The sequence below is a fragment of the Bradyrhizobium sp. AZCC 1719 genome, from assembly GCF_036924525.1.
GTDB lineage: Bacteria > Pseudomonadota > Alphaproteobacteria > Rhizobiales > Xanthobacteraceae > Bradyrhizobium.
The window spans coordinates 6931138-6942976 of record NZ_JAZHRU010000001.1 but is presented as its reverse complement, the minus strand read 5'-3'; the positions used below and the strand labels follow the sequence as shown (position 1 = coordinate 6942976).

The 11839-nt window shown below is 62.9% G+C and carries 12 protein-coding genes; 9 read left to right on the top strand and 3 right to left on the bottom strand.

Features of this window, described 5'->3' with window-relative positions; translation table 11 throughout:
- Positions 1-10: 10 nt before the first annotated feature.
- From V1292_RS32690 to V1292_RS32655, 8 genes are all read left to right on the top strand, one after another.
- Complete coding sequence (locus V1292_RS32690) at positions 11-1414, top strand: hypothetical protein (protein ID WP_334376663.1); 1404 nt, start codon at positions 11-13, stop codon at positions 1412-1414.
- Complete coding sequence (locus V1292_RS32685) at positions 1411-2562, top strand: Gfo/Idh/MocA family protein (protein ID WP_334376662.1); 1152 nt, start codon at positions 1411-1413, stop codon at positions 2560-2562. The genes V1292_RS32690 and V1292_RS32685 overlap by 4 nt, the downstream gene beginning before the upstream one ends.
- Before the next feature lie 12 nt (positions 2563-2574).
- On the top strand, positions 2575-3768 hold the full coding sequence (locus tag V1292_RS32680) for a dihydrodipicolinate synthase family protein (protein ID WP_334376661.1): 1194 nt from the start codon (positions 2575-2577) through the stop codon (positions 3766-3768).
- Positions 3768-4631: a sugar phosphate isomerase/epimerase family protein gene (locus V1292_RS32675; protein WP_334376660.1), complete on the top strand. Its 864-nt coding sequence runs from the start codon at positions 3768-3770 to the stop codon at positions 4629-4631. Before V1292_RS32680 ends, V1292_RS32675 begins: the two co-directional genes overlap by 1 nt.
- Before the next feature lie 234 nt (positions 4632-4865).
- On the top strand, positions 4866-5156 hold the full coding sequence (locus tag V1292_RS32670; RefSeq protein WP_334376659.1) for a hypothetical protein: 291 nt from the start codon (positions 4866-4868) through the stop codon (positions 5154-5156).
- A 188-nt stretch (positions 5157-5344) separates the two neighbouring features.
- A complete protein-coding gene (locus tag V1292_RS32665; protein ID WP_334376658.1) occupies positions 5345-5725 on the top strand; it encodes a hypothetical protein in 381 nt (126 codons plus the stop codon).
- Between the two features lie 126 nt (positions 5726-5851).
- The gene (locus V1292_RS32660; RefSeq protein WP_334376657.1) at positions 5852-7216 is read left to right on the top strand and encodes an MBOAT family O-acyltransferase; all 1365 of its coding nucleotides are present in this window, start codon (positions 5852-5854) and stop codon (positions 7214-7216) included.
- Between the two features lie 188 nt (positions 7217-7404).
- Positions 7405-8106 (top strand): hypothetical protein, encoded by a 702-nt coding sequence (locus V1292_RS32655; RefSeq protein ID WP_334376656.1) that lies wholly within the window; start codon positions 7405-7407, stop codon positions 8104-8106.
- Positions 8107-8143: 37 nt separating this feature from the next.
- Here V1292_RS32655 and V1292_RS32650 read toward each other — a convergent pair whose 3' ends face one another.
- Complete coding sequence (locus V1292_RS32650) at positions 8144-8494, bottom strand: c-type cytochrome (protein WP_334377232.1); 351 nt, start codon at positions 8492-8494, stop codon at positions 8144-8146.
- 152 nt (positions 8495-8646) lie between these two features.
- Positions 8647-9573, bottom strand: coding sequence for a Spy/CpxP family protein refolding chaperone (locus tag V1292_RS32645; protein ID WP_334376655.1), 927 nt, complete (start codon positions 9571-9573; stop codon positions 8647-8649).
- 12 nt (positions 9574-9585) lie between these two features.
- On the opposite strand from V1292_RS32645, the gene V1292_RS32640 reads away from it, so the two are divergent.
- Positions 9586-10230 (top strand): hypothetical protein, encoded by a 645-nt coding sequence (locus V1292_RS32640; RefSeq protein ID WP_334376654.1) that lies wholly within the window; start codon positions 9586-9588, stop codon positions 10228-10230.
- A 379-nt stretch (positions 10231-10609) separates the two neighbouring features.
- On the opposite strand, the gene V1292_RS32635 is transcribed toward V1292_RS32640, so the two are convergent.
- Entirely contained in the window at positions 10610-11830 is a 1221-nt protein-coding gene (locus tag V1292_RS32635) for a cytochrome P450 (RefSeq protein ID WP_334376653.1), read from the bottom strand.
- Positions 11831-11839 lie beyond the last annotated feature (9 nt).

Genomic DNA, 11839 nt, shown 5'->3' with positions numbered 1-11839 from the left:
AGCTGGCTCGATGCCGTTACGCTTGGCCGTACGAGACATCTCATTTTTCGAACGCCCGGTCACCTTTGCCCGGCCGTTCCGATTCGGCGCGGTCGTCATCAATGCGACGCCGCAGGCTTTTGTGCGGGTCGAGATTGAGGTCGAGGGCAAGGGCAGGGCTGTCGGCGCGAGCGCCGAGTTCTTGGTTCCAAAATGGTTCGACAAGCGGCCGCACCTCGCGCCAGAGCAGACAGTCGAGGAACTACGGCGCTCGCTTCTAGTCGCGCGGGATATCTATCTGGCGCATTCGGGCTTCGAGACCGCGTTCGGCCTGCATGCGGCCTGCATCGGCGCGCAGATCGAAGCCTGCGCGCGAGAAGATATTCCGCCGCTGGCGGCGGCCTACGGGCCGGCCGAAATCGATAAGGCGATTCTCGACGCGCTGCTGCGTTGCGCGGGAACCAGCTTCTTCGACGGCATGGCCGACAACATCGCAGGCATGGATGCGCGCCTGTCGCGCGATCTCGGCGATGATGACGTGTCGCGCTTTCTCGCAGGCCGGAAGCGGCTGGAGCGCGTCGCGATCCGGCATACGGTTGGCATGGACGACAAGGTCGAAGGCGAGGGCGGCGTTGCCGACATCAGAGAGAACGCCGGCGCGCGCTACTTCAAGCTCAAGCTAAACGGCGACCCCGCGCACGATGCGGATCGGCTGATCCGGATCGGCAATGAACTGGCGACGCTGTCGTACGATTACCGCGTCACACTCGACGCCAATGAACAGTACGCCGACCTCACTGCATTGAATGCGCTTGTCGAGCGGCTCGACCGCGATGCGGTCCTCCGGCCGATCGCGCAAAAGCTCCTCTACATCGAGCAGCCGATGCCGCGCGACATTACGCGGCAATCGCCGCTCGGCGCGCTGGCGCGGCGCGATTTTATCGTCGACGAGGCCGACGATTCCTACGACGCCTTCCCGGTGGCGCGGGCGCTCGGCTATCGCGGCATCTCCTCGAAGTCCTGCAAGGGCATCTACAAGTCGGTGATCAACGCCACGCGTGCGGCCAAATGGAGTGCCGCCGGCGAAAAATGCTTCATCGCCGGCGAGGACCTGACCTGCCAGGCGGGCCTTGCCGTGCAGCAGGACCTCGCGCTCGGTGCACTGATCGGCGTCACCCATGCCGAGCGCAACGGCCACCACTATGTGGATGGTTTTGGCGATACGCCTGCCACGGAGGCGGAGGCGTTTCTCGCAGGTCATCCCGATCTCTATGTCCGCGACGGCAACAAAATTCGTCTCGCGATCCATGACGGCGATCTCCTGACGGGATCGCTGACCACACCTGGCTTCGCCACGGCCACGCATCCGGACTGGTCCGCGATGTCGCCGCTCGCGCAGTCCTCGCTCAGAATTCCTTTGGAGAAAGCAGTATGACGACCAAACGCCTCGGCCTGATCATGAACGGCGTTACCGGCCGCATGGGACTCAACCAGCATTTGGTCCGCTCTATCATCGCGATCCGCGACCAGGGCGGCGTGCTGCTGTCGAACGGCGACCGTATGCTGCCCGACCCGATCCTGATCGGCCGCGATGCGGACAAGGTGGAACGGCTCGCCAAGCGCTTCAATGTGGAGCGGTGGTCGACCGATCTCGACAAGGCGCTGGCCGACAAAAACGACACCATCTTCTTCGACGCTGCGACCACGCAGGCGCGCCCGTCGCTGCTGACGAAGGCGATCGAGGCCGGTAAACATGTCTATTGCGAAAAGCCGATCGCGACCAATCTGGAGGAGGCGGTCGCGGTGCTGAAGCTCGCCAAGGCCAAAGGCATCAAGCACGGCACGGTGCAGGACAAGCTGTTCCTGCCGGGCTTGAAGAAGCTCGCCTTCCTGCGCGATTCCGGCTTCTTCGGCCGCATGCTCTCGGTGCGCGGTGAGTTCGGCTACTGGGTGTTCGAGGGCGGCTGGCAGGAAGCGCAGCGGCCGTCGTGGAACTATCGCAGCGAGGACGGCGGCGGCATCATTCTCGACATGGTCTGCCACTGGCGCTATGTGCTCGACAATCTCTTCGGCGAGGTCGAGAGCATCTCCTGCCTCGGCACCACCGACATCCCCGAACGTTTCGACGAAAAGGGCAAGAAGTATACGGCGACCGCCGACGACTCCGCCTATGCCACGTTCCGCCTCAAGGGCGGCGTGATCGCGCATATCAACATGAGCTGGGTGACGCGGGTCTATCGCGACGATCTCGTCACCTTTCAGGTCGACGGTACCCACGGCTCGGCGGTGGCGGGCCTGACCGATTGCGTGATCCAGACGCGCCAGGCGACGCCGCGGCCGGTGTGGAATCCGGACGAGAAACGCACTCATGATTTCTACGCCGACTGGCAGAAGGTTCCCGATAACGTTGTCTACGACAACGGCTTCAAGGAGCAGTGGGAAATGTTCATCCGCCACGTCTGCGAGGACGCGCCCTACAAATACACGCTGCTGGAAGGCGCCAAGGGCGTGCAGCTTGCCGAATGCGCGCTGCAGAGCTGGCGCGAGCGGCGCTGGATCGACGTTGCCCCGATCAAGGTGTGAGGAGGCTTAAGCATGAACAAGCCAGTCCTGCCGATGTCATCGCTATCGCTGAAGCTGCCGACGGCGGATCGCAAAATAGAGGATTATCGCCTGGCGGCGTCGCGGACGTTTCCGGCGAAGCTTGAAGGTGCGCTCAACCGCGTGGCGTTTTCCGCTGCCCATGTCGTGGCGGACCCGCTCGCCGACAACGACCCGTGGCTGACATCCGCCATTGACTGGGACCGCACCATCGCGTTCCGCGAGCATGTCTGGGATCTCGGCCTTGGCGTTGCCGAAGCGATGGACACCGCGCAGCGCGGCATGGGGCTGGATTGGCCGACCTCGCTGGAACTGATCCAGCGTTCGGTAAAGGCTGCGAAAGCGAAGGGCAATGCGCTGGTGTTTTCCGGCGCCGGCACCGACCACCTCGCAGTAGAAGATGCAAAATCGATCGACGACGTGATCCGCGCCTATGAGGAACAGATCGCGGCAGTCGAAAAGGCCGGTGGCCGCATCATCCTGATGGCCTCGCGTGCGCTGGCAAAACTCGGCCGCAGCGCCGACGATTACGCCAAGGTCTACAACCGGGTACTGTCACAGGTTCGCGAGCCCGTGATCATCCACTGGCTCGGCGACATGTTCGACCCGGCGCTGTCGGGCTATTGGGGAACGGCCGATCTCGACAAGGCAATGGATACGGCGGTTGCCATCATCAACGCCAATGCCGCCAAGGTCGATGGCGTAAAAGTCTCGCTGCTCGACAAGCAGCGAGAGATCGACATGCGCCGTCGCCTCGATCCCAAGGTGAAGATGTATACCGGCGACGATTTCAACTACGCCGAACTGATCGCGGGCGACGAGCAAGGCTTTTCGCATGCGCTGCTCGGCATCTTCGATGCCATCGCGCCGGCGGCGTCCTACGCGCTGTCACGGCTGGCTGCCGGCGACCAGGCCGGTTTCCATGACGTATTGGGGCCGACGGTGCCGCTGTCGCGGCATATCTTCAAGGCGCCGACGCGATTCTACAAGACCGGCATCGTGTTCATGGCCTATCTCAACGGCCACCAGGATCATTTCACCATGGTCGGCGGGCAGGAGAGCACGCGCTCGACGCTGCATCTGGCCGAACTGTTTCGCCTTGCGGATAAAGCTGGGCTGCTCTCCAACCCCGAACTGGCGACACGGCGCATGAAGACGGTGCTGACAACGCGCGGCATCGAACCCTGATGCGTGATTTCTCGAGCGATCATCGCTGGCTGTCGCTGAACACGGCAACCGTCCGCAAGCAGGGCGACCTCGTTGCCATCATCGACGCCTGTGCGCGCCATGGCATCCGCGCCATCGATCCCTGGCGCGACCAGGTTGCGGCCATCGGCCTCGAGCGCGCAGTGCGGACCGTGCGCGACGCCGGCCTTGAATTGTCCGGCTATTGCCGCGGCGGCATGTTCACGGCGGACGCCGCGCATCGCATCGAGGCGCGCGACGACAACCGACGCGCAGTGGACGAAGCCAAGGCGCTGGGTGCGCCCTGCATCGTGCTGGTCGTCGGCGGCCTGCCGCAATATTCGCGGCCGGGAAGCGCGGCCTCGAAGGACATTGCGGCTGCGCGTACGCAGGTCCATGACGCGATCGCGGAAATGCTGGAGTATGCGAGAGAGGCCAACATGCCGCTCGCGATCGAGCCCTTGCATCCGGCCTACGCCGCCGACCGTGCCTGTGTGAACACGACGAAGCAGGCGCTCGACATTTGCGATCAGATCGACCCGCAGCGCACCGGTGCGCTCGGCGTTGCGCTCGACGTCTATCACATCTGGTGGGACCCGGAATTGATGCCGCAGATCGCGCGCGCGGGGAAAGATCGATTGCTGGCGTTTCACGTCTGCGACTGGCTGGTGCCGACAAAAGACGTCCTCAACGATCGCGGCATGATGGGCGACGGCGTCATCGACATCACATCTGTGCGATCAGCGGTCGAGGCGCAGGGCTTTGCCGGCTATTCCGAGATCGAAATCTTCTCCAACGAGTGGTGGGCAAGGCCGATGGATGAGGTCCTGCAGACCTGCATCGCGCGGCATCGCACGGTGGTCTAACAGCCGTCACTCGAAGATGCTTGTTCCTCTGTCTCAATGACGGACGATGTTGTCCCGTATGTGAACTGCCGCGCGTTCTGGTTGTGATAGTGTCGCATGAGGAGACAGCGCGCGGTTCCAGATTTAACCTTTTCCGCGGGTATTTAGATTAACAAAGGGTTACCGTTGCGCCTCGATAAACTCCGGCGCTAGCTAGTCGCACGGAGAAAGTCTCCTCGAGCGATGAGCGACAACATGAAAATCCTTTACGCAATTGCGACACTAGCCCTGCTGTCGACATCGGCGCAGGCTTGGCAGGTCGTGGAACGCTGCACCTACAGCAAGTTCTACGGCAGGGTGTGCACGACTTCCTATCTGGACGATCCGGTGCGCAGCGAGGCGCAGGATCAGGAAGACGCAAAGGCAAAACGCGCCAGCATCGAGAAGTGGGAAGCGTTCTGCAAGCCGAAGCGCACCTACGACAACGAAGGCGTCGTCCGCCTGGTTTACGCCCGCAAGGGCTGCGAATTCGGCCGCAGCGAGTAGCAAGCTTCTCCTCGCCGCGAGCGAGGAGAATTCCGAGCCTACAGCTCGATGAACGGTGGGCAACGCGTGCCCGAAAGACCGCTAAACCTTTATCGATCAAATTGCGATCCGGTTAGTCACACAGCTTTACGCCGCCTCAATGCTTGTCGGTCATTGCTGACAGACGCATTCATCAAGAGGCAGTGTCCATGCGCGTCTTCATCGCAATCTCGATCGTCGTCGCTTCGGTATCGTCCGCGTCCGCGCAATTTGCGATGGACCACGGCCATGCCGCAGATGCCGCCCAGGCCGCCCGCGCGGCGCGGGCCGCAGCGGATGCCAAGGCCGCGGCCATTGCCTCGGGCGCGCCGCTGCTTCCCAGCCAGCAAACCAATTTCTACGTCGGCAGCCGCGGCACCGTGAAGATCACGCCCCGGACCGCGGAAGAACTGAAGGCCGATGAAGCCGCCCAGGCCGCCTGGAGGGAACGCTGCCGGCCGACCGTCGTTGAAGACCGCGAGGGCCTGCGGCGCGTGAGATATGCCGAACGGGATTGCGACCTCTCCCGCTTCAACACTGCCGGCAACTAGGACTTCCCGAACTCTGTGGCCGAATCGGGCCGCGTCGAGCCGTCCGCTTGCGGACCGGCAATCCGGTTCCGGCTAGGCCCTCCCGGGTCGAAATGCTAGAGCTTCCCCAACTACCGTTGGGGCGGCATGACTTTCATATCCTGGCAGTTCGGCATTTTCGTCGCGATCGTATTTGCGGCGTATTATCTTCCGGCGCTGCGAGCATTTCAGGTCCAACTGCTGGTGTTCGCCAGCCTGTTCTTTTACGGCTATGGCCAGCCGGAACTGCTGGCGCTGTTGGCTGTCGCGGTTCTCGGAACATATCTCTTCCTGATCCTGGCGTTGCGGAACCGGCAGCTCTGGCTGCCGGCTGGCATCGCCTTCAACCTCGCGCTGCTGGCGTTCTTCAAATATAAATTGCTGTTTATCGATCCGGCGTCACCCAGCCTGGTCGATTTCGCGCCGCTCGATTTTCTTCTGAAGCTGCCGCTGCCGATCGGCATTTCATTTTTCGTCTTCCACAACATCAGCCTCCTGGTCGATTTGACCCGGCAGAAGGGCGCGCCGCCGACGCTGACCGGCGTATTCCTCTACATCATTTTCTTTCCGCAGCTCGTTTCGGGTCCGATCACGCGCGCGGAAATGTTCATGCCGCAGATCAAGCCGAAATACTTTGCGGACATTCCGTTCGTCGAAGCCGCGAAATGGATCCTGACCGGGTTTTTCTTCAAGCTCTACGTTGCCAACAACCTCAATGAAATGACGTCTTACATGAGCTTCCCGCTCTACGAGACGCTGCAGACCCAGGATCGCTGGCTGCTGGTTTTTCTCTACAGCTATCAGATCTATGCGGATTTCTTCGGCTATTCCGCGATCGCGATCGGCCTTGCCCTGCTGTTCGGTTATCGTTTGCCGATCAACTTCAATCTTCCCTACATCTCGACCTCGTTCTCCGAGTTCTGGACGCGCTGGCATATCTCGCTGTCGACCTGGCTGCGGACCTATCTTTACGTCCCGCTCGGCGGAAATCGTCACGGCATATGGCGCACCTATTTGAACCTGATGATCGTGATGGGGCTGGGCGGCCTCTGGCACGGCGCCGGCCTCAGCTATCTGATCTGGGGACTATTGCACGGCCTGTTGCTGGTGCTCGAACGCCCCTTGTTGGCGCGTTTGGCGTCGATCGATTTTGCGGTATTTCGAGCAGCCCGGATGACTGTCGTTTTTGTCTGCGTCACCATGCTCTGGATCTTCTTCAAGCTGCCGAACTTCGATCATGCGGTCGGCTACCTCACGGGCATGTTTACGGCGAGCACGAATCCCAATCCGACGAAGCTGTTCTACAACCTGGCGCTACTCTATTCGCTGCCGGTCATGATTCAGCACCTTGGTGTTCGTCCGCTGTCCGAGGGAAAGCTTCGCTGGGCGGAGCCATATCTCTACGGCTCGATGGCCGCGCTGATGTATCTGGAAGCCGGTCCCGAAACGTCGTTCATCTACTTTCAGTTCTGAGGAGCGAGGAAGACGTGTCTGCCGTTCGGTGGTTGATAAAATGCGGGGCCGGCGCGGCGATTGTCTTGATCGCCTGCGGCTTCGCTACCGTGCGCTTCGGCAGCGGGCTGCAAATGCCGGCAACGACGACGCGGGACGGCACGCTGATTACGCTCAGCCGTTACCTGCGCGAGCCGGCGCCTGACGTCGTGCTGGTGGGCAGCTCGATCACGTTCCGCCTCAAGGAGGAATATTTTGCAACGCCCAAGTTGAGAAATCTGGCGCTCGCGGGCGGCTCGCCGCTCACCGGGCTGGAGATCGTTGCGAACCAGCCGCAGCTTCCGAGCTTCATTCTGGTTGAAGCGAATGTTCTCGCCCGTCAGGCCGACGCCGCGCTGGTCGAACGTTACTCACGCGGCGATGCCGAACCATTGTTCTTTCGCCCGATCAGGGCCGCGGTAGCCGCCTACGAGCAGCGGCTTCATACGCCGCTGACGCATGAGCAGGTTTCGCTCGAGCTGCGCAGATTGGTTGCGCAGCCGCCGAGTGATTTCGACAGCCGGGTTTATGCGGATCGCGCGCTGCAGCAATTCAACGCGGAGGATCCGACGGATACGGTGCAGTCTAACGCGAAACGGATTGGGGAGCTGATGCGGATCGTGGAACAGCGCGGTGCGCGCGTGTTGCTGTTCGAGTTACCCTATTCCGAGCCGATCGAAGGCTCGCGATCTGCGGCGATCACACGGGAAATTATTCATGCCGCGTTTCCGGATTCCAATCGATGGCTGTCTATCGATGTGAACCGACACGAACTGCGTTGGGCCGATGGTGTCCATCTCGACGAGCGCTCTGCGGTCATCGTAGCGCGGGTGATGGAGCGCGCTTTGGCATCGGCACGCGCGGTGAAATGACCGGGGCGTTTTTTCTCTAGAAACCCAGGCTGCGGCGTTACCGTGATTGAGCAAGGAAGGAGATGATCTTTTTTCTATCCTCGCTCGATGAGAGACCGCCATACGGCTTCATGCTGTTGCCGGGCACGACCTCATCGGGGTTAGCAATGAAGCGATCGAGCTTCTCCTCATCCCAGACGAATCCTGCCTCCTTCATTGCGCTGGAAAACCCATAGTCTGGTAGCGATCCCGCTTTCCGTCCGACGATCTTGTGCAGGTTGGGACCCAGCCGATTGTCGCCCTCTCTCATGATGTGGCACGTTCGACAGGCATTGTTGAACGCCTGTTGTCCTGAGACGCCCTCCGCGCCTTGCGGCGCCTGGGGCAGGGCGGAAGGCGATAAAAGCATGCACGCCAGTCCGCTCAACGCGCCTATCAGCAACGTCCGACCGTGCCGCAAACGTGCGTCTCGCCGGCCGGATGTCGGCCGGACGAGCAGCGTGACAAAATGCGATTGACTCATTCGATCCTCGTCAAGAAAGGATGCCGGGCATGTTTCGGTCACTGGCTTGCGACCTGCGGCATCGTATTGAAGCGCGCCTTCTGCTCGTTGCTCAGCGTGGCATAGAACTCGTCCAATGCCGGCTGCACCAGCGCGGCTGCCTGCAGCATGGCCTCGAGCCGCTTCTCCATTGCCTCCAGCCGTCCGAGCGGTGTGAGCGGCACCTCGTCGGGGCAGGCGGCCTGCAACTTCTGGACCGCGTCGTTCGTCGCCTTGCTCAAGAGATCGAGCGCGTCCTTCTGTTTGCCCGCCGGATGTATCACGGCCTCGATCCGCTCAATCGGTAGCTGCGTGAGGCTGGACTTCGGCTCGCCGCAGCGCTCGGTTTGCGTATTCGCTTCCTGCTGCGGCTGCTGTTGCGAACGCTCGCCGACGTTCGGGCCGAGCGCGTTGAAGCGCGCTTTTTGCTCGTCGTCCAGCGAATTGTAAAACCGCTCAAGCGCCGGACGCACGATCCTTACCGCGTCGAGCGTAGCCGTCACGCGGTTCGTCATCGCCCGCAAGCGACCGGGCGGTGTCATGGCAAAGGAGTCAGCGCAAGAATCCTTGAAGACGTCGGCAGCCTTTGCCGCGGCGGCCTTCAACTCGTCGAGCAGGGCGCGCTGCTCGGGTGTCGGCTGCACGGCGCGCACGATCGACGCGATCGGCCAGGCGGTCACGCCCTCGTCCGGTTCTCTGCACACCTGCCGGAGCGCCTGCTGGCTCACGCTTGCGCGCTTGCCCGGTCGGAAATCGGTGACCGCCGCCCCGGGCTCGGGATATCTGGCATATGCGGAATAGGGGCTGTCTGTACCCCAAAACACGGTGTCGACGAAGTCGTCGTAGGCATACGCCCAATAGCCGGGGTCGTAGGCGTGGGGCCAGAACGTGTAATTGAAGATGTCGGAATAGGCGTAAGGCCAGAACACCGGGCCGAGCCATGCCACGAACGCGGCGCGATGGCCGCGCCGCCAGGCGTGGCGCGGAGCCCAGCGGTTCTCCCGGGCGGTCAGCGCCGCTCGGGCTTGCAGGGCATCATTGCTGCGGAACTGCGCGGAAAATCGCCCGCGGGCAGCGGCCTGCATGGCCGCCGCAGAGGCGGATCGTTCAGCCGAGGGCTGTGGCCCCAGCCGCTGCAGGCGTGCCTGGTCACGTTCCTGGATGCGCTGCTCGCGCTGGAGCAGGCGGTTTTGAGTCTGCAGCGATCTTTGCTGCTCGCGTTGCGCCCGGGGACCTTCCGGCTTTTGCGACTGCAACTGCTGGACGCGCTGCTGCAAGCGATCGATGCGGCCCTGCCGCTCCGTGCTTTGACGCGACAGCATATCGCGCTGGCGCTCCTGTACCATTTGCTGCCGCTGCTGGAGGCGCTGCTCGCGCTGCTGCGCACGCGTTTCGATCTGCTCCCTTCGCGACGGGCTCGCGCCCGCGACAGGCGATGCGCCCGGCCGCGACGGTGCGGTGATGCGCGGTTCGGGGTGCCTCGCCATGGCCGGTCGCTGCGGCGGCGCGGCACGCTGAATCTCAGGCCGCGGCGCTACGACACGCGGCGCTGCCGGCCGCGGTGGCGCGGCGATACGCGGTGGCGCGGCCCGTGGGGCTATTGATGGACGTTGCGGCGAAGGAGCTGCACGGATCGTCGGGGCGGCGGGTCGCGCCATGGCCGGAGGCGCGGCCGGGCGGGCCATCGCCGGTGGCGCCGCTGGGCGGGCCATCGCCGGTGGCGGTGCAGCCGGCCGGGCTGCTGGCGCGCCTCCGCCAGCCGGACCAGCGCCTCCTCGATGCTGGGCGGACGAGCCGGTGCTCACCGCTATCGCGGAGATACCGAGCAAAAATGCTGCGATGCGAGCGCTGCTCGAAAGCATGATCTCACTCCCTCGCTTCGTCGCCCGGGAGCATCAACGCGCAAGCGCAGGAATCGTTCGTCGCGGCTATGACTTACGTTTGCGATTTTACGACGCAGGACTAATACAGTTCGCCTGCGCCTTAGCTGACCGTGCAAGGTACGCTCAGAAATCCACGGAAGCGCACGCGGCCGCCGCGTACCGGTTCGCCGTCGAGCGCATAATCCGGAAAGCGCGCGAGGAAACGCGAGATCGCGATGGCGCCCTCGAGTCGCGCCAACGCCATGCCGGCGCATTGATGCGCGCCGGTGCCGAAGGCCAGATGCCGGTTCGGCGTGCGGCCGATATCGAAACGTTCGGGATCGGCGAACTGGGCGGGGTCGCGGTTGGCGGCGCCGATGCACAGCGTCACAGGTGTGCCCGGTGGCATCGCGACGCCGCCGAGTTCGAACGGCTCGACGGTCATGCGGTTGCCGAGCTGGTTGGAGCTCTCGAACCGCAGCATTTCCTCGACCGCGGTCTTGATCAGATCGGGATTTTCAATCAGCCGGCGTTTCTCGCCTGCGTGGTTCAGTAACGCGACCAGCCCGTTGCCGATCAGGTTGGTGGTGGTCTCGTGCCCGGCATTGAGCAGGAAGATGCAGTTGTGCAGCAGCTCCTTTTCGGTCAGCCGCTCGCCATTGTCTTCGCCCTGAATCAGCCGCGTCAGCACGTCGCGGTCGGGATTGCCGGGCTTGGCCCGTCGCCGCGCCACCAGCCCTTCGAGGTACGCCAGGAAATCCTTCACCGCCTTGTTGCCGCGGGCGAAGGCGTCCGGGCCGATCACCGGTTCCAGCGCGCCGAGAATGGCCAGCGACCAGTCGCGCAAGGGATCGCGCTCGCTCTCCGGCACATCGAGCAGATTGCCGATCACTTCGATCGGAATGGCAGCAGCGAAATCGTCGATCAGATCCACCTTGCCCTTGGCGGCGATGGCGTCGAGCAGGCGGTCGACCAGCCGGACCAGATCGGGCTCCATGCCGGCGATCGCGCGCGGCGATAATGCGCCCATGATCAACCGGCGGACGCGGGTGTGGGCGGGGGGATCGTTGAACACAAGGCTCGTGGTGTGGTGCTCGTAGAGCAGGGAGTCGCCATACTTCGGCGAGAACTCCTTCTTCTTGTCGGACGAGAAGGCCTTGGTGTTCTTGTAGGCTGCGACCAGATCGTCGTAGCGGGTCAGGAAATACGACCCATTCGGCAACCGCTTGACCGGTTCGCTCTCGCGCAGCGCGCGATAGGTCGGGTAGGGGTTGGCGTAGAACTCTGGCGTCAGCTTTTCGAGGTCGAACGTGGCCGCCAGTTCGCGCGCATCCAGATTCATGGCTCGCCG